The organism is uncultured Dechloromonas sp. (assembly GCF_945957265.1).
Classification (GTDB): Bacteria; Pseudomonadota; Gammaproteobacteria; order Burkholderiales; family Rhodocyclaceae; genus Azonexus.
This window is the reverse complement of the sequence record NZ_CAMFKO010000015.1, coordinates 24842-45370: the sequence shown is the minus strand read 5'-3', so window position 1 is coordinate 45370 and position 20529 is coordinate 24842. Positions and strand designations below refer to the sequence as shown.

At 64.2% G+C, this 20529-nt stretch carries 24 protein-coding genes; 8 read left to right on the top strand and 16 right to left on the bottom strand.

Annotated features, from left to right (window positions below; all coding sequences use genetic code 11):
- The first annotated feature begins 2 nt into the window (after positions 1-2).
- Positions 3-560 carry a hypothetical protein gene (locus Q0P59_RS09925; RefSeq protein ID WP_295006167.1) on the top strand — a complete coding sequence of 186 codons (558 nt, stop codon included), beginning with the start codon at positions 3-5 and terminating at the stop codon, positions 558-560.
- A complete protein-coding gene (locus Q0P59_RS09920) occupies positions 560-943 on the top strand; it encodes a hemerythrin family protein (RefSeq protein ID WP_295006165.1) in 384 nt (127 codons plus the stop codon). Before Q0P59_RS09925 ends, Q0P59_RS09920 begins: the two co-directional genes overlap by 1 nt.
- 145 nt (positions 944-1088) lie before the next feature.
- Here Q0P59_RS09920 and Q0P59_RS09915 read toward each other — a convergent pair whose 3' ends face one another.
- Positions 1089-1505, bottom strand: coding sequence for a hemerythrin family protein (locus Q0P59_RS09915; RefSeq protein ID WP_295006163.1), 417 nt, complete (start codon positions 1503-1505; stop codon positions 1089-1091).
- A 16-nt stretch (positions 1506-1521) separates the two neighbouring features.
- Positions 1522-1860, bottom strand: coding sequence for a helix-turn-helix transcriptional regulator (locus Q0P59_RS09910; protein WP_295006160.1), 339 nt, complete (start codon positions 1858-1860; stop codon positions 1522-1524).
- 149 nt (positions 1861-2009) lie between these two features.
- On the opposite strand from Q0P59_RS09910, the gene Q0P59_RS09905 reads away from it, so the two are divergent.
- Positions 2010-2537, top strand: coding sequence for a hypothetical protein (locus tag Q0P59_RS09905; protein WP_295006158.1), 528 nt, complete (start codon positions 2010-2012; stop codon positions 2535-2537).
- 32 nt (positions 2538-2569) lie between these two features.
- Here the strand turns inward: Q0P59_RS09905 and draG are convergent, their stop codons facing one another.
- From draG to Q0P59_RS09860, 9 genes are all read right to left on the bottom strand, one after another.
- Positions 2570-3529, bottom strand: a complete 960-nt coding sequence (gene draG, locus Q0P59_RS09900) for an ADP-ribosyl-[dinitrogen reductase] hydrolase (RefSeq protein ID WP_295006156.1) — start codon at positions 3527-3529, stop codon at positions 2570-2572.
- On the bottom strand, positions 3508-4080 hold the full coding sequence (locus Q0P59_RS09895) for a nitrogen fixation protein NifQ (protein ID WP_295006154.1): 573 nt from the start codon (positions 4078-4080) through the stop codon (positions 3508-3510). Before Q0P59_RS09895 ends, draG begins: the two co-directional genes overlap by 22 nt.
- A gap of 24 nt (positions 4081-4104) precedes the next feature.
- A complete protein-coding gene (locus tag Q0P59_RS09890; RefSeq protein WP_295006152.1) occupies positions 4105-4467 on the bottom strand; it encodes a 2Fe-2S iron-sulfur cluster binding domain-containing protein in 363 nt (120 codons plus the stop codon).
- Positions 4468-4556: 89 nt separating this feature from the next.
- Positions 4557-4844, bottom strand: coding sequence for a 2Fe-2S iron-sulfur cluster-binding protein (locus Q0P59_RS09885; RefSeq protein ID WP_295006150.1), 288 nt, complete (start codon positions 4842-4844; stop codon positions 4557-4559).
- 18 nt (positions 4845-4862) lie between these two features.
- Complete coding sequence (locus Q0P59_RS09880) at positions 4863-6134, bottom strand: FprA family A-type flavoprotein (protein ID WP_295006148.1); 1272 nt, start codon at positions 6132-6134, stop codon at positions 4863-4865.
- On the bottom strand, positions 6112-6597 hold the full coding sequence (locus tag Q0P59_RS09875; RefSeq protein WP_295006146.1) for an ArsC/Spx/MgsR family protein: 486 nt from the start codon (positions 6595-6597) through the stop codon (positions 6112-6114). Before Q0P59_RS09875 ends, Q0P59_RS09880 begins: the two co-directional genes overlap by 23 nt.
- A 619-nt stretch (positions 6598-7216) precedes the next feature.
- Entirely contained in the window at positions 7217-7495 is a 279-nt protein-coding gene (locus Q0P59_RS09870; protein ID WP_295006144.1) for a 4Fe-4S binding protein, read from the bottom strand.
- Positions 7496-8998 carry a nitrogenase cofactor biosynthesis protein NifB gene (gene nifB, locus Q0P59_RS09865; RefSeq protein WP_295006142.1) on the bottom strand — a complete coding sequence of 501 codons (1503 nt, stop codon included), beginning with the start codon at positions 8996-8998 and terminating at the stop codon, positions 7496-7498.
- Positions 8999-9208: 210 nt separating this feature from the next.
- Positions 9209-9703 (bottom strand): lipocalin-like domain-containing protein, encoded by a 495-nt coding sequence (locus Q0P59_RS09860; protein WP_295006140.1) that lies wholly within the window; start codon positions 9701-9703, stop codon positions 9209-9211.
- Positions 9704-10078: 375 nt separating this feature from the next.
- Between Q0P59_RS09860 and Q0P59_RS09855 the strand changes: the two genes are divergently transcribed.
- The 3 genes from Q0P59_RS09855 (at position 10079) to Q0P59_RS09845 (ending at position 11906) form a co-directional block, all read left to right on the top strand.
- Positions 10079-10288 (top strand): hypothetical protein, encoded by a 210-nt coding sequence (locus Q0P59_RS09855; protein ID WP_295006138.1) that lies wholly within the window; start codon positions 10079-10081, stop codon positions 10286-10288.
- A gap of 118 nt (positions 10289-10406) precedes the next feature.
- Positions 10407-10799, top strand: a complete 393-nt coding sequence (locus Q0P59_RS09850; protein ID WP_295006136.1) for a hypothetical protein — start codon at positions 10407-10409, stop codon at positions 10797-10799.
- A gap of 18 nt (positions 10800-10817) precedes the next feature.
- Positions 10818-11906: an MBL fold metallo-hydrolase gene (locus Q0P59_RS09845; protein WP_295006134.1), complete on the top strand. Its 1089-nt coding sequence runs from the start codon at positions 10818-10820 to the stop codon at positions 11904-11906.
- Between the two features lie 48 nt (positions 11907-11954).
- Here Q0P59_RS09845 and Q0P59_RS09840 read toward each other — a convergent pair whose 3' ends face one another.
- From Q0P59_RS09840 to Q0P59_RS09830, 3 genes are all read right to left on the bottom strand, one after another.
- Complete coding sequence (locus tag Q0P59_RS09840; RefSeq protein ID WP_295006132.1) at positions 11955-12785, bottom strand: methyltransferase domain-containing protein; 831 nt, start codon at positions 12783-12785, stop codon at positions 11955-11957.
- 168 nt (positions 12786-12953) lie between these two features.
- The gene (arfB, locus tag Q0P59_RS09835) at positions 12954-13358 is read right to left on the bottom strand and encodes an alternative ribosome rescue aminoacyl-tRNA hydrolase ArfB (RefSeq protein WP_295006130.1); all 405 of its coding nucleotides are present in this window, start codon (positions 13356-13358) and stop codon (positions 12954-12956) included.
- Positions 13359-14099, bottom strand: a complete 741-nt coding sequence (locus Q0P59_RS09830) for a GntR family transcriptional regulator (protein WP_295006128.1) — start codon at positions 14097-14099, stop codon at positions 13359-13361. It lies immediately after the preceding gene.
- Between the two features lie 135 nt (positions 14100-14234).
- Between Q0P59_RS09830 and pcaB the strand changes: the two genes are divergently transcribed.
- Positions 14235-15608: a 3-carboxy-cis,cis-muconate cycloisomerase gene (gene pcaB, locus Q0P59_RS09825; protein ID WP_295006125.1), complete on the top strand. Its 1374-nt coding sequence runs from the start codon at positions 14235-14237 to the stop codon at positions 15606-15608.
- A gap of 21 nt (positions 15609-15629) precedes the next feature.
- A complete protein-coding gene (locus Q0P59_RS09820; RefSeq protein WP_295006123.1) occupies positions 15630-17030 on the top strand; it encodes a cation:dicarboxylase symporter family transporter in 1401 nt (466 codons plus the stop codon).
- A 43-nt stretch (positions 17031-17073) separates the two neighbouring features.
- Here the strand turns inward: Q0P59_RS09820 and Q0P59_RS09815 are convergent, their stop codons facing one another.
- Positions 17074-18177, bottom strand: coding sequence for a PepSY-associated TM helix domain-containing protein (locus tag Q0P59_RS09815; protein ID WP_295006121.1), 1104 nt, complete (start codon positions 18175-18177; stop codon positions 17074-17076).
- Positions 18178-18256: 79 nt separating this feature from the next.
- Positions 18257-20437: a TonB-dependent siderophore receptor gene (locus tag Q0P59_RS09810; protein WP_295006119.1), complete on the bottom strand. Its 2181-nt coding sequence runs from the start codon at positions 20435-20437 to the stop codon at positions 18257-18259.
- Between the last annotated feature and the right edge of the window lie 92 nt (positions 20438-20529).

The following is a 20529-nucleotide window of genomic DNA, read 5'->3' as shown; positions in this document are numbered from 1 at the left end:
CCATGCTGCTCAATAGCTACGAACCGTACTTTTTCAATTCCAACTTCCGCGAAGCCGCCAGCGATGCCGGCTGGGAGGCCTATCGCGGCGAACTGGTCGTCATCGAAGGCGACGTGGCCGACGACCAGGGGCGCCGCAAGCCGCCGGTCGCGCTGTTCAAGCAGGCCATCGTGCTCGGGCAGGGCGACGCGCTGAAGCTGATTTCCGGTTCGCTCGAAGAACTGCAGCACTGGCCGGCCCTGATGGAAAAGTTCGGCGCCGGCCTCAATCCGGGAACCGTCGCGGTGATGTTCACCGTCAATATCCCGAAGCCCTTCGTGTCCGTCGTCAACGGCGCCACCGTCGCCTTCATCCCGCTGACCGAAGGCCTGTGCTGGAACGAGCTGATCGACCTCGCCGCGCTGGAAAAAGGCGACTTCAAGGGGCAAAGCTCGGCCGACAAGGTGGTCACCGTGTTCAATGCCTTCAAGGGATTCAAATACAAATACCCGGAATCGAGCGTCGAGGAAGCCCTGAAGACCACCAACAACGCCAAGCGCGAAACCCACGGGGCGGTCTGATGCCCTGGGACGAGCGGTTTGCGCTCGGGGTGGCGGACATGGACGCCACCCATCGCGAATTCGTCGCCATGGCCGATGCCCTGTTCGCCGCGCCGGACGACAGCTTCCCGGCGCTGTTCGACAGCTTGCGCGAGCATACCCGGCTGCACTTCGAGCACGAAGGCAGGCTGATGAAGGCCTGCCGCTTTCCCGCCATCGGCGAGCACAACGGCGAGCATCTGCGGGTGCTTGGTGAACTGGCGCAGATGGCGCGCGGGGTGGCGGCCGGGCGCCTGGGCATGGCCCGGGAATACGCGAAGAACCTGCCGGCCTGGTTCGCCACCCATGTGGCGACGATGGATGCGGCGCTGGCCGGCTGCCTGAAGCGCTCAGGCCATGGCTAGTCGTCAGTCACGCAGATGCCATGTTCGGCACGCCCCGCATCCCCGCTCGCCTTGTCGCTCATCCTCGCCATGGCTGCGCTTCGCTTCGCGCGACCGGGGCGCGGATGCGTGCCTCGGCATCGACGCGAACCTGCGTGACTGACTGCTAGGGCGGCGACAGGCCGAGGTTCGGACCGTGGGTCCGGATGTCGGCGAGGTCGGTGCCCAGTATGTGGTCGTGCCACCAGGCGATCAGGAAATGCAGCAGTTCTTTCGTCGCATTGACGCCGAGGGCGGCCTGCAGGCAGTGATTGGCGATGTATTCCTGGAAGCGCAGGTGTTCCCTGGCGTGGCGGGTGCTCATGGCGACGCCGATGGCGGCCAGCACCTGTTCCTCGCGGCTCAGCGTCTCGAAGGCGTAGGCGGTCAGTTCCCCGAGGATGTCGGTGATCGCTTCCGAGCCGACCGCCAGGTCCTGGCTGTGGTGCAGGCGGTTGATCAGGCCGGCGAGCAGGCGCCTGTCCGCATTGAGGAGCGGCGCGTTCAGGCTGCATGGCACGCTGCGTATGAGGCTGTCGTTCATGACGGCGCGGAATTCGTTAAATTTCTTTACTCATCTTCGGGTCTTTACGTACCATTCGGTCGAGGTAGTCTTTGCCGTTTTTTCCGCTGTGGAGGTAGAGGCCGCGCCGGGGCGAGCCGTCGCTGTGGTAGCGGCTCGGCCAGATGGTTTGCGGGGAAACGCCGATGACTTCGGCGAGGATGGCCTGTGCCCTGGGCAGCGGCCGGTGCAGCGCCTCGGCGAAGTAGGTGCGGCTGACCGCGTGCCGGCGTGCCAGTTCGCGCAGGGTATAGCCGGCTTTTTCCACGGCCGCCTTGATGTCAGCTTTGTGCCAGTCCTGAGGGGCTGGTTTTTTCGGGTTTTTGAACGTTGTCATGTACACGTTTTCGTATTGAAAAATTACGAAACTTGCCGGTTGTTGAAGCGCCTTGCCTTCTCTTTGGCGGGGTTTCGTGACTTTTCATGGCTTCGCGGTGGGTTGACAAATGAATTGTTGCATGCTTTTTCAATAACACGGTATGAAAAATGAGATTCGGTGACCGCTTTCGCCTGGTGGCTGGCGAACACCCCTTTGCCTGGCCGCACGCCCGGCATTTCCCGAAGGCGACGATCCAGAGCTTTCTGGCATGCAAGATCCGGCCGCAGAAGGCCAACCTGGACAAACTGGTCAGGGTCACCGGCATCCCCGAAAGCTGGTGGCTGAGCGGCGAAGGGGCGCCTCCCGCCGAGGCGGGGCCGTCGTTGCGGGTCGAGTCGCCGCGCGCCGATTACGTCGTTGCCGGGGGGGCGCTTCCGGAAGGCGCCATCCTGCCCGGGGAGTTGGCCTTGTCGGTTTCGTACGCCACCCGGGTGCTGCGGGTGGCGCAGGCGGTTTCATGGTTCCCGCCAGGCTACGATGACGTCAGGATGTCGGCTCTGGTTACCCGGGTTCTCGGTTTGCTCGCCGGTTGCGCCGCGGGCGACCGGAGCCGCTTCGAGCGTCTGCTCGAGGGCGATATCGCGGTCGAGGCCGCGTTGCGCCTGGCGCTGGAAGCAGAGGCCGCGGCGATATAACCCTTCCTCTCCTTGCCTCGGTCAGCCGGCGTTCAGGCAAGGCTGGCGCTTGAGGCGATCAGCGCCTGCGCCTGATCCCGGCAGCGCCGCTGGATGTTGCCGTCGAGCGCGTCGCGCCAGCGGCGGGGGATGGCGGCCAGGCCGTAGCGGGCGCCGGCGAGCATGCCGGCGATGGCGCCGGTGGTGTCGGCGTCGCCGCCGCGGTTGACGACGTCGATCAGGCAATCTTCGAAGTTTTCGGTGGCGAAGAAGGCCTGGAAGACGGCCTGCAACGTTTCGACCACGTAGCCGCTCGGGTTGTCGCGGCGCTTGCGGTCGCAGGCGAAGAGCGGGAAGCGTTCGATCAGGGGCAGGACCCGTTGGCGCTTGACGGCGGCGGCATCCTGGCCGGCCAGGAAATCCTGCACCATCAGGGTCAGCACCTCGCAGGCAGCGTCGGACAGCGGGTTGTGGTGCGTGGTGTGGGCCTGTGCGGCGCTGGCGCTGCGGACCGCGTCTTCCGGCTGGCCGACGGTGGCGAGGGCGACGGGCAGCACGCGCATGGCGGCGCCGTTGCCGGCATCGTGTTCGGAGGGTGGCGCCTCGGGATTGCCCGTCTTGCGGTAGGTGATCAGGTTGCGGCGCACGGTGTTGCCGATATCGACCGGCTTGGCGCGCATCCAGGCGTCGAAGGCGTCGGCGGCGACCCTGGCGTCGACCCGGCCGTGGGCCAGGATGGCGTCGCCGAGGGCCAGCGACATGGTGGTGTCGTCGGTGACCTGGCCGGCTTTCAGGCGCAGCCAGCCGCCGCCGACGATGTCGCGATGCACGCCGTGTTGCTGGCGGATCTCGGTTGGCGTCATGAATTCGACGCTGGCGCCGAGCGCGTCGCCGATGGCCAGCCCGAGATAGGCGGCCGTGGCGCGCTCGGCGAGCGGCGACAGAGGCGGTTCGCCGGTCGGGCGCCGGCGGACCGGGGCGCTGCGGGCGATCAGTTCTCCGGTCCAAAACATTTTTTGTAATCGGCGCAAACCCCGCACGATGGGGCGGGGCAGACATAGATACCTTCCGCCGCGCAAAACTGGCGGTAGAGGAATTTCTTCCACTTCATGTCGCCGGTGTTGGCGCGGGCGAGGGCCGGGAAATTCACCCACATCAGGCGGCTCAGTTCGTCGCGACTGGCCAGCCCGAGGTCCTGCCACAGGTGATCGCGGCCGGCGCAGGCGGTGGCGAGGATATTGGCGACCAGCAGCTCGGTCGGCGATTGGCCGGCCCGGTTCTCGAGGAGCAGCTTCTGCAGGTCGCGCCATTCCGGGATGGCTTCCCCGGCGCGTTCCGTCATGCGCACCGCACAGCCGGGGAAGTAGGCGATCAGCAAGGTGTGGCAGGCGGCCGGGCCGAGGCCGAGATGGGCCGGCAGGCTGCCTTCGCCGCTGGCCTGGCCGGCGACGATGCTGGCCAGCAGCGTACGGTTCGGATCGCCCGCCGCCTTCGCCCCGGCCGGGGACGAGAGCAGTTCGGCGAGCAGCGTTGCCCGGTGGGGCAGGCGATCCGGACCGTTCATGGCATTTGCCTTACTTGCGCGGACTCATTTGCTGGGATATTCGACCAGGATGTCCTCGTCGCGGACGATCATCTGGCAGGCGAGGCGCCACTGGGTGGGCGGGATGTCGTCGACGTACATCTGGTCGATCTGGGCCTTGGTGACGTGGCCGAGTTCGAGCAGGGCGGCGACTTCGCGGACGTTGAGCGGGCCGCCCATCGGGGCGCGCTTGCCGTCGACCGACGAGACCTTGACCAGGCAGGTGCCGCAGTTGCCTTCCTGGCAACCGAAGTCGATGGGGATGTGATGTTCCTTGGCCAGGTCGAGGATGGTCTGGGTGTGGCTGCCGGCGACGGCATAGACCGTCTTGTCCTTGTGCAGCGGGCTGCTGAATGTGATGAGGGCCATGTCTTGGTTCTCCAGTGAGAGCGGTTATCGGGTTTCTCTGTCGTCGTCGGGTGAGCTGTGCTTTTAATCTTGTTCGGTGGGCGGGGCGGTCAGGCCGGCTTGACGACGATCTCGCCGCCGATGATCTGCGCCTGGCAGGCCAGGCGGTGGCCGCGCGGGGCCAGGTTGTCCTTGAGCACCTGGTCTTCCAGGATGCTCGGCGGGGCGAGGTTGTCGCCGCCGGAAACGACCTTGGTCAGGCAGGTGCAGCATTCGCCCTCGCGGCAGCCGTAGGTGATGCCGGCGCCGACCTTTTCCGACACCTCGATCAGCCGGGTGCCGGCCGGTACGGTGACCGAGACGCCGATATCCGCGAAGGTGACCTTGGCTTTAGGCATGTTGTTTTCTCCCTGTAATCAGGCCAAAGCGGCCATGTCGATTTCCCGCGGCTCGACCTTGCCGGTCAGGTGGCGGGCCAGTTGTTCGCCGAGGCTGCGGCATGCCTCGAGTTCGCCGGCGTCCGGCACCAGCTTGATGCGCAACCCCTCGAGCGGGACGCGCAGCTTGAGGCCGCGCAGGCGGTCCTCGATCAGCCGCACCGCCTCGCCGCTCCAGCCGTAGGAGCCGAAGGCGGCGCCCAGCTTGCCCTTGACGTTGACCGTGGTCAGCGAGGACAGCACGTCCCAGATCGGCTTGACCGCGTCGGCGTTGATGGTCGGGCTGCCGAAGGCGAGGCCGTCGGCTTCCTCGATCAGGTCGGTGAAAATGCCGGATTCGCCGCCTTCGAGGTCGTACAGCGAGACGCGCACGCCGCCGATGGCTTCGGCCCCGGTGGCGAGCGCCTCGGCCATGCGCCGGGTGTTGCCGTAGGCCGAGATGTAGAAGACGACCAGCGTCTTCTCGCTGCGCGCCTCGTTGAACAGGCGCGGCGTCGCCAGTTCGCGGTAGCGATGCACGTAGTCGCGCGGCATGTGGCGCAGGATGGGGCCGTGCGCCGGGGCGATCAGGCTGATCGCCAGCGGTTCGATCAGCGCGATGGCATCGAGCACGTACTCGCGGAAGGGCCGCATGATGTGGGCGTAGTAGTACTCGAACGAGAAGCGGAAGTCGCCGACCCGGTCGTTGAACAGCCGCGCGTCGCAGAAATGGCAGCCGAAGATGTCGCCGGTGAACAGCAGGCCGTCCTCGACGAGATAGGTGCATTGGGTGTCGGGCCAGTGCAGGTAGGGCGTGTGCAGGAAGCGCAGGCGGCGGCCGCCGAGATCGACCTCGTCGTCGGTGGTGACCGGGATGTATTCCGGGGCCTTCTCGCCGGTCGGCTTGAGCAGGGCCTTGAGCATCATCTGCGCCCGGCTGGACAGATAGACCCTGGCCTGCGGGGCGCGCTTGAGCAGCTCGGGCAGGGCGCCGCTGTGGTCCGGCTCCAGGTGGTTGAGGACGATGACGGTGATTTCGTCGTAGCGGGCCACCGATTCGAGGCGGGCGAAGAAGGTGTCGGCGAACTCCTCCTTGACCGTGTCGATCACCGCCACACCATGCTCGCCGCGCACCACGTAGGCGTTGTAGCTGGTGCCGTTGGCGGTCTTCAGGATGATGTCGAAATTGCGCAGATGCGGGTCCAGCGCGCCCACCCAGTGGACGCCCGGCGCCAGCTCGACGGCAGCCTTAGCGAGCGCCGCCGCCGGCATGCTCGGCTTCCTCGTGCATTTGCGTGGACTCGTGGGCATGGCTGCCGCAGCTGCCGTGGCCTTCCGGGCCATGCGCGCAGGTCTCGATGTCGCCCTCGGGCAGTTCGACGTCGTTCAGGCCGAGCCAGGCGTCGACCCGGGCGAGGTCGAAGCCGACCATGCGTTCGTCGCCGACTTCCATCAGCGGCCGGCGGATGAGCAGGGGGTTGTTGAGCAGCAGGTGCAGGGCGTCTTCGAAGCCGAGGTTTTCCGGGACGATTTCGCCGGATTTGATATCGGGGGCCGAGCGGTTGAACCACTCGGCGACGGGCAGTTTTCCGAGGAAGGCGAGCAGGCGGTCGGCGGTCCATGGCTCGGTCTTCAGGCTCTTGGCCTGGACGGTGTGGCCGGCTGCGGCGAGCAGGGTCTTCTGGCGGAGGTTGCCTTTGCAGCAGGGTTTTTCGTAGAAGGTGATGGTGGCCATGGTTTTTAGGTGGCTTTTGTTGAGTGCTGCTTGCTTTGCAGGCGGTGGGTTCCGCCCTTGCGGGGCGTCTTACTTTCTTTTGCGTCGCCAAAAGAAAGTAAGCAAAGAAAAGGCGACCCCGGGTCGGTGCCCGCTGCGCGGGTTCCCTGCGCTACTCGAAACGCCGGGCGGCTTGCCTGAACTCGCCTGCGGCTCAGACAAGGCAAGCCGAAGGCCCCCGGCATTTCTGCGTTGCTCGGCACCTCTCAAGGGGCCCGGAAAAACGTCCGGGTTCAACCCGTGGCGCCTGGCGTTTGGGTTTTTCAGTGATCGGCGAACGCAGTCATTTCTTCGGGTGTTGCCTATCCCCGCGACGCCTTTAGGGTCCCCATGTGGAGCGCCGAGCAACGCAGCTGCCGGCGGAAAAAGGGCGAGGACTGTCTGAGGGCGCAGCCCGAGTTCCGCAGCCCCCGCCGGCGGCGAGTAGCGCAGGGAAGTCGGCAACGCCGACCGCGTAAGTTGGGGTCGCCTTTTCTTTGGCTACTTTCTTTTGGCGAAGCAAAAGAAAGTACGCCCGCCCTCAAGGCGGAAAGCAACGGTCGATTAACCGAGGCCTCCGCATCAGGCAAGGAACCCAACATCACGCCGCCTCCCGCCACAACCCAAACTCCTTCAACTTCTCGATCGGAATCCCGGTCAACGACCCCGGCGGGTTCAGGAACTCGCCCAGTTCATCGACGATAGCCATCTCGATCGGACAAATCGCCGCACACTGGGGAACGGCGTGATCGCCCAGACACTCGGTGCATTTGCCGTCGTCGATCAGGAAGTGCGGTTTGTCTTCGTAGATCGCGTCGTTCGGGCAGACATCGACGCAGGCCCAGCAATTGACGCAGGATTTGGTTATCTGAAGTGCCATTCACGCCACCTTCAGGCTTTCTGCGGCGGGAAGGAGCTTCCCGGTCGCCGCGATTTCCTTGTACACCGCCATCACGGCGTCCTCGATCGGCTCCATCGCATGTTCGCCGTTCGGCGCGATGCCGGCGGCTTCCAGCTTGCCCCACGGCTCGTAGCCGATCTTCGAGCAGAGCACGACCTCGCAGCCTTCGAGCACGCGGATGTTGCGGTCGAGCAGGGATTCCGTGGCGCCTTCGTCGACCACGTCGCCATCGCCGCAGGCATCCATGCCGCCGCAGTACAGCTCGGTCTTGCGGTGGCTGAGAAAACGCACACCTTCCGGCGAGGCTTCGTAGATCAGGAATTCCTTGGCGTGGCCGAAGTGCTCGGCGACGACGCCGTTCTTGCCGGCCACCGCCATCAGCACCGGGCGCGACCCTTCCGGGATGCCCTCGGCCTTGGGCTTGACGATGCCGCGCTTGGCGTCGAGCTTCTCGATGATCTCGTCGTGCACCACCTTGCGGCGGACCATGGCGGCTTCGTAATCGACATCCATGACGTCGATCTTGTCGAGCGTGAACTCGTCGCCGCGGTCTTCGCCCAACAGGCCGACCGCGTCGGCTCGGCACTGGCGGCAGTGGCGCATCATCGCCATGTCGCCGGCGCAGGCGTCCTGCAGCTCCTGCAGCTGTTCCGGCGTCGGTTCCGGCTGCTCCATGATGCCGTAGTAGGTGCCGTGCTCGGGCTCGGCGATCAGCGGCATGACGTTATGCAGAAAGGCGCCCTTGGCCTTGACGATCTTCGAGACTTCCTTGAGATGCTCGTCATTGACGCCGGGGATCAGCACCGAATTCACTTTGACCAGGATGCCGCGCTCGGTCAGCATCTGCAGACCCTTCTGCTGCTGCTCGATCAGGATGCGGGCACCTTCGACGCCGGTGATCCGCTTGTTCTCCCAATAAATCCACGGGTAGATCCTGGCGCCGACTTCCGGATCGACACAGTTGATGGTGATCGTCACATGGTCGATGTTGTGTTGGGCGATACGGTCGACGTACTGCGGCAGGTTGAGGCCGTTGGTCGACACGCACAGCTTGATGTCCGGGGCGCGCGCCGACAGCTGTTCGAAGGTTTCAAAGGTGCGGCCCGGGTTGGCCAGGGGGTCGCCGGGGCCGGCGATGCCGAGGACCGTCATCTGCGGAATCTCGGCGGCGACGGCGAGCACCTTCTTGATCGCCTGGTCCGGCGTCAGCAGCTCGGAGACGACGCCCGGGCGCGATTCGTTGGAGCAGTCGTATTTGCGGTTGCAGTAGTTGCACTGGATGTTGCAGGCCGGGGCGACGGCGACGTGCATGCGGGCGAAGTAGTGGTGCGCTTCTTCCGAATAGCAGGGATGGTCCTGCACCTTGGCGCGGATGTGGTCCGGCAGGTGGGAGAGGGCATCCGGCGCGGTGCCGCAGCCGCTGGAAGCACAACCGCCGCCTTCGGCTGCCGGCGCGCTGTTGCTGATGACGGGAAGTTCCACGATGAAGGCTCCTCGAAAACTGTTCGGAGCCTATTCAGCAATCGCTGTGCCAGTGATGTTTTCTTAATTAAAACAATGGCCTGTCGTGTTTGTGGGGGCGGGGTGTCTGATCGGATGTCGCAAAACCTACAGACCCGGATGGCCGCCCGGCCCCCGGATGGACAGCTTCGCATCGGAAACTGTCCGGCGGGCATGCAGCGTATCGGGCAACTATTTGAGCCGGGTGAGCATGACGGTGGATGTGCCAGCGGAGGGCGAACTGGGGTTGATGATCGTCATGGCATCTCCGCTGACCTTGATGAAGCGTTTCTGGTCGCTTCCGTTCCAGTTGGGGAACGAACTGCCAATGACATGGAGGCTGATTTCACCCGTTTTGGGATCAAGCAGCTTCCATTCGCCAAAGAAAGCCATGACCCCCTGCGCGATAGCCGCATTTTCTTCCTGCGTCGCCTTCTGGCGGTTGTTGGCCGCTATTTTCGGGATGTCCGGACGCATGAACTGCGCAGCAATGCGGCCATCCGGGCCAAAGTTGATGTACCCGATTGGCCGGGGGCCAAACGCCTGGATACGGCCGTCAGCCGTGTCGGTTTCCAGCGAAACCAGCGACCAGCCGCCAAGCAGCTGTTTGGCGGTAGTCTGGGCAGTCGCCAGGCCGCTGATGGACAACAGGGTCAATGCCAATACGCAACCAAGATTCTTTTTCATCATTCGCCCCTTCGGAAAGTTTCGGAGAATGTCTTCGGAATGCCGCTGCGGCATGGGCATTGGATGCCTGTGGGCTGGATAAAGTTCTCGGAGGCGATACTGCGGGGCTGGATGCGTCGGCCTACGGGGCACGCTCAATGCGGCGCACCAAGGGAGATGACGTTCTGGCGACTTCCGGGCAGACTGAAAGCCGGCTGGCTCATTGTGCGGCTGTGCGAGAGTACGCCCCGTACGGCCGCTTTCAGGCATGATTCTTCATGCGGGATGCGGTCAAAAGTGGGAGTTTGGCGACGCCATCCAATTGACTTATCTTATCGTGGCTATTCGCTACAAATGGCTTTTCCCTACATCCTTGTTGCGGCCCGCAGATAATCCATGACCGATACCGTTTATTACTCAGTCGCGCTTCTCTTGGCCGCTATCCCTATTTGGGCGCTTATTTCCGGCAAGGCCTTAGGCGTATGGTGGTGGCACACGATTATTTATCGGCAGGATAAACCAACGGTGTACTGGCTTGTTGTGGCAGGTCAGTTCTGCATTTTCTCTTTGTTTCTCTGCACGGGACGATCGTGGTATTTCCGCTAGCAAAATCAGAAGGTCGCAGTGTGGCCAGGAGCCGTCTGTCGAATTTTCCGGTCAATCGCCCTGGTGGCACGACGTATCCATGTCGTTGTTCTCACGTCTAACAGGCACATCATCGGCAATGGCGAACCTTGTCGGAATCGTTATCCTCGCCGCCATGACAATGGGAGTCGCATGGCTCGTGCCAGACAAACTGGTGAGCCGCTCGTTCTGGTTACTCATCTTCGCGGCATTGGCAGCCTTCTCCTTTTTTTGCTGGGGCCACAGGCAAGTCCCAAAAGCACCAAGAGAATGGCTATTCCTGGCGGGCATCTCGATACCTTTCGCGATCGTGCTTTCTCTCGCCGATGGGGCTGTTGCGCTGATGTTCAACCCGTCGTTTACGCTCCTTGAAGCCTTAATGTCCAACGCAATGGCGGGCTTCATTTTTGCGATATCGCCGTTTGGAACGTGTGTGGCGATCGGCGGTTGGGTGCGTAGCCTTATTCTGCAAAGGGCAAGACGCGACAGCTAACCCGGAGGGTATTCATCCATGTACGGCAACCTGATTTTTCGGCAGCTATTCGATGCGGCGTCGTCCACCTACACCTATCTGCTGGGCGACTCGGCAACCCGCCAGGCAGTCGTCATCGATACCGTGTTCGAACAGCATCTGCGCGACCGTGCCCTGATCGAGGAACTCGGGCTGACGCTGGTCGCTTCGCTCGATACCCATTGCCATGCCGATCACGTGACCGGCAGCTGGCTGATGCAGCAGGCCACCGGCTGTCTGATCGGCATCTCGAAGCGCTATGGCGCCAGTGTATCGGCGGCCAAGCTGCGGCTCGATCATGGCGACCGCGTCGATTTCGGCCGGCGCCATCTCGAGGTGCGGGCGACGCCGGGGCATACCGACGGTTGCCTGAGCTTCGTCACCGACGACCACGGCCTGGCCTTCACTGGCGACTGCCTGCTGATCCGCGCTGCCGGACGTTGCGATTTTCAGCAGGGCAATGCCAGCCTGCTGTTCCGCTCGATAACCGAGCAGATTTTCAGCCTGCCCGACGATTGCCTGGTTTACCCCGGCCACGACTACAGTGGCCGCACCGTCACCTCGGTCGGCGAGGAAAAAGCGCACAACCCGCGCATCGGCGGCCAGGCCGACGAGCAGGATTTCGTCGGCTTCATGCAGAACATGAACCTGCCGCATCCCAAACAGATCGCCATCGCCGTGCCGGCCAATCTGCGCTGCGGGATGCCGGAGGACGGCAAGGTGCCGCAGCCGGCCGACTGGGGGCCGGTCCGCAAGAGCTATGCCGGCCTGCTCGAAATCGATCCGGAGTGGGTGGCGCAGTCCCTCGATGCGCTCTGCGTGCTTGATGTACGCCAGCCCGAGGAAATCGACGGGGGGCTCGGGAAGATCGCCGGTGCCCGCGCTATCCCGCTCGGAGAACTCAAGGGGCGGATCGACGAAATCCCGCGCGACCGACCGGTGATTGCCGTATGCCACTCCGGCATGCGTTCCGGGCAGGCGACCGTCATCCTGCGCGAGGCGGGTTTCGCCGAGGTCGCCAACCTGCACGGCGGCATGCTCCTGTGGCAGCAGATGGGGCTGCCCATCGCGCTGCCTCCCGGGAGGTAATGCCGTCTACCCGAGCGGCCCCTGGCTTGGCTTGTCCGGGCATGATTTTTATTTTGCGGCAACAACTTGCCCGAGGGAAATCCGTCCTTCCTCAAGGTTGCGACCCTGGTTTTGCGCCATTGTGCGAAAGTCATGACCCATCAGCAAATGAAATCCCAGCACCGGAAAGCCGTCCCGGCGGATGCGCTCGGCCAGGTTCACAAACCATACGCGCGCTTCCGCCGTCGTATCCTGCCAGTCCGAAACCGTAAAGCCGGCATCTCCAAGTAGTTGGCGCAGCTCTTCCGGCGACACGAGAAAACTCGTCTCCGGCGTGCGCGCCCACGGGACAGGGAAGAGCACAGGTCCGGCGGCGCCGGCGAGGACATCGTAGATGGCAAGCGTTCCCCCGGGTTTCAGGACCCGGTACATCTCGCCGTAAAAACGACGCTTGTCGGGAATGTTCATGGCGACGTGCTCTGTCCAGACGACATCGAACGCATTGTCTTCGAATGGAAGATTCGTCGCGTCGCCCTGGCGATAGTCAATCAGTCCATCGAGGCCAACCTTGGCGGTGAGCATCGCGGCAACCTGGCAATATTCGTCCGTCAGGTCGATGCCTGTGACACGACAGCCAAACTCCTTGGCCAGGCACCGCGAGGTTCCGCCAATGCCGCTCCCGATATCCAGGACGTGCATTGTCGAACGCAAGCCGGCCGCCTGGGCGAGCTCGAGAGTCGCCGCGCGGCCGCGAATATGAAACTCATCGATGGGCGCCAGCGCCTCGAGGGAGAGTTGCCGTACATCGATGCCCGCTTGCTCCAGGGCCGTAAAAATGACCTCCGCCAACTCGGAGCGACCGTAATGGGCTTGGATGGCCTGATTAACACCATTCCGCATAGATATTCCCTCCTCGATTCAGCGTCGTTGCGCTTGCCTGCCTTATCAGGTTGAGACCGGCGGACGCCTGGGAAAGTTGCCGCCAGGGAGGAGATTGACCGACCCAGGTCCGCCGCATCGAGCGTGTACCCCGGGCTGAGCGGTGCATTGCCGCCAGGCGCGGGACGCTCAGTCGCCGGTCGAGCGCCGCCCCGCCTTGATCTCGGCCCGCCGCCCCTTCTGCTCCAGCCGCCGCTTGACCGAGCCGTGCGTCGGCTTGGTCGGGCGGCGCTTGCGCGGCAGCACGGCGACGCTGTTCACCAGCAGTTCCAGCCGGCGCAGCGCCTCGGCCCGGTTCTTTTCCAGGCTGCGGAATTCCTGTGCCTTGATGATCGCCACGCCGTCCTTGCTGATCCGCTGATCGCCCAGCTTGAGCAGGCGCTCCTTGACCTCCGGCTGCAGCGACGAGGCGGGAATGTCGAAGCGCAGGTGGACCGCGTTCGAGACCTTGTTGACGTTCTGCCCCCCGGCGCCCTGGGCGCGGATGGCGGTGAATTCGATTTCGGCGGGGGGGATGGTTAGAGCGGGCGGCATTCAGGGGGCCGAACGTTGCAGCGTCATGGCGACCGCAAACCGGTCGGCCGGATGGACGGTAATCGAAGCCTCGAACATCTGACCCGCCGCATCGAAATATTGGCGGAGGATTTCCAGACCGGCACTCGCCGCGTCCACCTGCAGCGCCGCGGCGGTCGGGGGCGGGATCAGGATGGCCCGTACGACCTGGCGAATTTCGGCCACCCGCCGCCCATAGCGTTTCTCGATCAAGGTGCTGATCAGCGTATCGGGCGCCGCACGCACCCTGTCGGCAATTTCGTCGTACTGCGGATCGACATACACATCGGTCCAGCCCACCGGCTTCTGGGTCGCGCTATCGACCCGCAAGCTGGAAATACGCAGCCAGTCGGTCCCGTTGAAACAGCCCAGCGTTTTGGCCAGCGCTCCTTTGACCGTGGTCGGCTCGATCGATTGAACGACCCGGACGTTGGTCGAACCGAACTGCACCAGATCTTCCAGCGACCCCAGCGACGGCCTGAAATCGTTCCGCGGCGTGGCCGATTCGACCCGTGTCCCCGCGTTTTTCTTGCGCGACACCAGGCCGAGTTGCTGCAACTCGTTCAGCGCGGCCCGGATGGTGTGGCGACTGGTGTCGTAGAGGTCGCACAACTCCAGCTCCCCCGGCAGAACGCTGCCGACCGGATAGCGACCCGCGGCGATGCCTTCGGTCAGGTCGCGGGCGATTTCGGCGAAATGCGGCTTGCTTGCGGGCTTTTTCATGGTTCGAAATTCTACGCCAGAAATAGTGCTTGCAATATATGTCCGGACATAATAGATTGGAAACATGTCCGGACATATTTGGGTTTGGGCAGCCAGATTCAGACACGCCACAAACGACATTCAGAGGAGACGCTCATGTCACATTCCATCCCGATGGCCAGCACCGTCGTCGATTCCATCCTGTACCGCGATGCCTTCGGCACCGCCACCATGCGCAACATCTTTTCCGACCACGCGCTGATCCAGCGCTATATCGATGCCGAGGTCGCGCTGGCCAGGGCCGAAGCCCGGGTCGGTGTGATTCCGGCCGAAGCGGCCGACGTCATTGCCCGCGAGTCGAAGATCGAGCGCATCGACTTCGATCACATGCGCCATGAAACGGATATCGTCGGTTACCCGATCCTGCCGCTGGTTCACCAACTGGTCGCCATGTGCGGCGAGGCCGGTCGCTACGTGCATTGGGGCGCCACGACCCAGGACATCATGGATACCGCGGTGGCCCTGCAAGTCCGCGATGCCCTGAATGTCATCGACAACGACATCCGCGAACTGCGCCAGATCCTTGCCGACCTGGCGGTCAAGCATCGCGACACGCCGATGGCCGGGCGGACCCATTTGCAGCAGGCGCTGCCTGTCACCTTCGGCTACAAGGTCGCGATCTGGCTGGCCATGTTCGACCGCCATCAGCAGCGCATCGCCGAGCTGCGTCCGCGTGTCGAAGTCGTCGAGTTTGCCGGTGCCGCCGGAACGCTCGCCTCGCTGGGCAGCAAGGGTTTCGCGGTGCAGAAGGCGATGGCCGAGGAACTCGGCCTCGGCGTGCCGGCCACGACCTGGCACGTCGCCCGCGACGGCTTTGCCGAGGCGATCAACCTGCTCGCCCTGGTCACCGGTTCGCTGGGCAAGATCGCCCTCGACATCATGATCATGGCCTCCACCGAGTTCGCCGAAGTCTATGAACCCTTCGTGAAAGGCCGTGGTGCCAGCAGCACCATGCCGCAGAAGCGCAATCCGATTTCCAGCGAACTGATGCTCGCCGCCGCCAAGGCCGTCCGCCAGCAAGCCGGCCTGATGGTCGATGCCATGGTTCAGGATTTCGAGCGGGCGACCGGCCCGTGGCACGCCGAATGGATCGCCATTCCGGAGAGCTTCATCCTGACCGCCGGCGCCCTGCATCAAGCCAAGTTCGCCCTGGGCGGCCTGATCGTCGATACCGACCAGATGAAGAAGAACCTCGGCATCACCAGGGGCCTGATCGTCGCCGAAGCCGTGATGATGGGCATGGCGCCCTTCACCGGCCGCCAGCAGGCGCACGACATCGTTTACGACGCCTGTCGCACCGTCAATGAAAAGGGCGGCACGCTGGCCGAAGCACTGGCCGCCTTGCCTGCGGTCACCGAGCACTTCGACCGCGCCGCCATCGAGCGCCTGACCGATCCGGCCAACTACCTGGGCCTGGCGCCGCAGATGGTGGATCGCGCCGTTGAACTGTCCAAGTCCGTTACCGCCTGACCGGCCCGAGAGGAGACAAACATGACAACACTAAATCATCCGGCCGACGCCATCGTCGCTACCCCCAAGAAGCTGCCGTGGTACCGCAAGCTGGGCATGCAGGTGCTGGTCTCGCTGATCCTCGGCATCGCCGTCGGCTTTGCCTTTCCCAAGTTCTCGGCGCAGCTCAAGACGCTGGGCGACATGTTCCTGTCGCTGATCAAGTGCGGCGTCGCCCCGCTGGTCTTCCTGACCATCGTCCATGGCATTGCCTCGGCGGGTGACGTGAAGAGCGCCGGTCGGGTCGGCTGGCGCTCCATCGTCTATTTCGAGGTGGTGTCGACCTTCGCCCTGATCCTCGGCCTGTTCGCCGGCAACATCCTCCACATCGGCGAAGGCATGACCACGGTGGCCGGCGGCGCCATTCCGCCGGCTGCTGCCAAGGCAGCACCGCAGAGCTTCCTGGAGTTCCTGGCGCACATCGTTCCGGACAACTTCATCGGCGCCTTCACCAAGGGCGAACTGCTGCAGGTCGTCGTCCTGGCGGTGATGTGCGGCATCGGCATCCTGGCCATTCCGGAAGGCAAGCGCAGCAAGATCAACGCGGGCCTCGATCAAATCTCCGAAGTGCTGTTCTCGTTCATCAACCTGGTCATGAAACTGGCGCCCATCGGCACTTTCGGTGCGGTGGCCTATTCGGTCGGCAGCAGCGGCGCTGCCGTACTGATCGCCCTGACCCAGCTGGTGTTGAGCTTCTACGGCGTGGTCCTGGTCTTCATCGTCGGCGTGCTCGGTCTTATCGCCAAGCTGAGCGGCTTCAGCCTGTGGCGCTTCCTCAAGTACATCAAGGACGAGGTGTTCATCGTGCTCGGCACGGCTTCTTCGGAAAGCGCCCTGCCGCGACTGCTGATCAAGCTGGAGCGCCTGGGCTGCGGCAAGCAGACGGTCGGCCTGGTGCTGCCCACCGGTTATGCCTTCAATCTCGACGGCACTTCGATCTTCATGTCGATGGGCGTGATGTTCATTGCCTACGCCTACGGCGTGCCGCTGTCGCTCGATGCCCAGATCGGCATCCTGCTGCTGATGCTGCTCACCTCCAAGGGGGCGGCGACGGTGTCCGGTGGTTCCTTCGTCGTCTTCGCGGCGACGGTGACCTCCACCGGCATCCTGCCCATCGAAGGCGTGGCGGTGATCTTCGGCGTCTATCGCTTCCTGTCGATGGCCATCGCCACCTGCAACACCATCGGCAACAGCGTCGCCACCGTGGTCATCGCCAAATGGTCGGGAACCTTCGATGCGCAGGTCGCGGAACGGCATTTGTATCCGGAACGCTATCCGGCGACGGCCGCGGCGGACGATGCGCTGGCCGACGGCAACCTGCTGCCGGAAGATACCGACGAGGCAGTTCCGCATCCCGGCGGCATTCAGCTTTCCAAGGCCTGACCGGCATTTGCAATCGACGAGTCCCGCCGCGGCGGGGCTCGTTTTAGCGTCGGCGCCACCACAGCCAGATGCCCGAGAAACCCAGGCCGCCCAGTGTCAGGCCGAAGATGAAGACCAGCGCTTCCAGCGCCGGCCCGCCCAGTTCCCCGGTGTGCAGGGGGAAGATCACCGAGAGTGCCCGGGCGCCCGGATCGACCCGGTCCCAGCGGTCGACGGCGAGGATCGCGCCGCTTTGGGGGTGCAGCCAGATCGATGTCCGGCCGTTGGGATGCGGGTCGTCGGCGAGCCGCATGCGAATGCGAACCGGACGGTTTGCTTCGGCCGGAATCTGGATGTAGGTGAGCCGGTCGTCCGGGAATTGGGCTTGGGCGCGCCTCGCCATGTCGTCGAGGGTGGCCGGCGATTCCGCCGACGCCGGTTTGCCGCCGATCTTCGGGGGCATGACCGTCTGTTCGCCGCTCAGGCTCGTCACCCACTGGGCCAGCGGCCGCCAGGCCATGTAGGCGCCGGTGGCGAGGGTGACCGCCATCAGCACGCCGAGCACGGCGCCGGCGGTGCGATGCAGGTCGAACACGCTGCGCGATACGCCTTTGTGCCACGTGATCCGCAAGCTGGGAGGCCACTGCCGAGGCCACCACAGGATCAGTCCGGATACCAGCAATGCCAGGTAGAGCAGGGATATGCCGGCGAGGATCGCCTTGCCGGTGTCGTCGAGGAAAAGGTTGCTGTGGAACTTGTGGGCAAGATTGACGATGCCTTCGTATTCGCCGCGCCGCCCCTGTTCCTGCCCCGTTGCCGGATCCAGGTAGACGCTGCCGTTCCATTGCTTGCCGCGCACGCTGACCCGCAGGCTGTCGTCGGGCTTCCTGGGCAGACGCATCGTGAAACCCGAGTGCTCGCCGAACGAGGCCGACAGGTTGTTGCGAATAGCCTCCAGGCTGACCGGCGGCGGGGCTGCCGAAGCCGCCGCGGCGAGCGGGGTGGCAACGAAAAGCTGCGGGTTGAGCCAGCGGTCGATGGCCGGGCCGACGACCAGGACGCTGCCGCACAAGGCCACCAGGGCGAGCAGCCAGCCGACGCCCAGGCCGCTCCATCGATGCGTCAGGCGCCAGAGTTTCCGGAGGTTGGCAGTGCGGTTCGTGGGCATGGGCGTAGGGGCTTCAGGCAATGTTCAAAATGCGACAGCCGGCCATCCGGGGCCGACTGTCGCGGTGCGGGGGCGACGCTCAGAAGGCGTAGTTGGCCTGGAGGTAGAGGGTGCGCGGCGCGCCGACCATGCGCCCGGCGTTGCCGTCGATATTGCGGGTGTAGTAGCGCTTGTCGGTCAGGTTGTTGACGCCGGCACGGATGTCCAGCCCCCGCACGTTCGGCACTTTCAGGCGGGCCTGGGCATTCCACAGGCGGAATCCGGGAATCTCGCCTATGGTTGCCGCGGCATTTTCGGCGACGGTATTGGCGTTGTCCGAGAACTGCCGGCTCTGGTGGGTGCTCGACAGGTTGAAATCCCACGGACCGGTTTGATAGCGGGTGCCGATGCTGTCGGTGTGGCGGGAGTAGAAAGGCACATCCTTGCCGGCATCCGGCCCGGATTCCTGGGTCGCCCGGACATGGGTGTAGTTGGCATAGACATTCAGGCCGGCCAGCATGCCGGCCTTGTCGAAGCTGTAGTCGATGGCGGTCTCGACCCCTTCGTGCCGGGTGGCCCCGATGTTCCTGAAGGTCGCGGGGGTGATGCCGGTTACCTGCTGGATCTGGTTGTCGAAGCGCATGTTGAAGACGGTGACTTCGGCATTCAGCTGGCTTCCGCTCCAGCGCATCCCGGCTTCGACGGTCTTCGCCAGTTCCGGAATCAGCGGATTGCCCGGCGTCTGGGAATTCAGCTGGGTGTTCTGCACCGGGCCGAACGAGGTGCCGTAGTTGGCGAACAGCGTCAGCGCCGGGTTGAGCAGGTAGGCGACGTTCAGGGAGGGCAGCGCCTTGTTGTTCTTCACCTCGTAGCTGTTGCCGGTGCCCCTCGTGCTGCGGACCGATTCGATCTTCTCGAAACGCACGCCCGGCGTGATGCGCCAGGCGCCGATGGCGATCTTGTCGTCGATGTAGAAGGCGTGGGCGTCGGTCGCGTTGTCGTTGATCGACGACGAGGTGACGTTGCCGGTGGCGAAGTTTCGCGTCACCGCGTCGTCGTGGCCGCGTTCCTGCAGATAGCGGTAGCCGACCGTGACGTCGTTGCTGACCGACCCCACGGTGACGCGCTGGGTGTAGCGCGGTTCGATGCCGAGCACTTCGTAATAGCGCGGCTGGTGCGTTACGCTGGCCGGGGTGTTGCCGGCGCCGCTGGCCAGGTAGCTTTCGCGGAAGCTCTCGTTGTAATAGGTGCGCACTTCCAGTTCCTGGGTGTCGCTGAGGAAGTTGATATAGCCGAGGTCGACGCCCTTGCGGTCGCCGCTCCAGTAGTCGTAGGGGCGGGTGTTCTGGAAGGGATTGGCGTTGTATTGGGCGACGGTGAGGCCGCCCGGCGTCTTGGAGCGGACGTCGTAATACGAGAACTTGCCGTAGATCTCGGAGCCGGAATCGATCTGGTAGCGGAACTTGAAGGCCAGGTCGTTGACCGTTTCATTGCTGTTTTGCCGCCAGGTCGCCCCGTCCTGGCCGGAATACAGCACCGCGACGCCCAGGCCGTTGTCCCACTGGTTGCCGGCGTAGGCGCTGTAGCGCCTGGTGGAGCCGCCTTCACCGTACCAACTCTCGCGGACCGTCACGTCGGCGGCCGCGCCCGGCTGGGCCGGAATGGCCCTGGTCTTGAAATTGATGATGCCGCCGACGTTCTGCGGACCGTAGCGGACGGCGCCGCCACCGCGCACGACGTCGATCGACTCGATGTTGTCGAGGCTGACCGGGGCGAAGGAAAGATGCGGCTGGCCATAGGGTGCGACGGCCAGCGGAATGCCGTCGAGCAGCACCGTGGAGCGCGGCGAGTAGCGGCCGGTCAGTCCCCGGACGCCGATGTTCAGGGAGATGGCGCTGCCGGCCGTGCCCGAGTTGTCGGTGGACTGGACGCCGGGAATCCGGCGCATGACATCGCCGATGCTGTTGGCGCCGGTGGCCTGGATTTCTTCCTTCTTGACGACGGTGCGTGCCCCGGCAAAACCCTTGACGCTGTTTTCCAGGCCGCTGCCCAGCCAGTCGCTGCTGACCTGGATGGCCTCCAGCTGGACATCCTTGTCGGACGCGGCACAGGGAAGCGCGAGGAGGGCCAGGGAAACCGCCGTCGAACAGGGGATGCGACGAAAGGGAAGTTGACGGCGGCGCATGATGTCGGCCATGGAATCGATCTCCGGAATGCGTAGAGGTGTGCGCTGGCTAGTCTTCAGCGGCGCGACGCGGGTCGACGGAGACATGGCTTGCATGGGGCCGGGCCGCGACAAGGCCGGCCAGGGCAAAAAAGCCGTAAATGGTAACCATTATCATTTGAGTGGTCAATGGCGGCAGCCGCTGACCC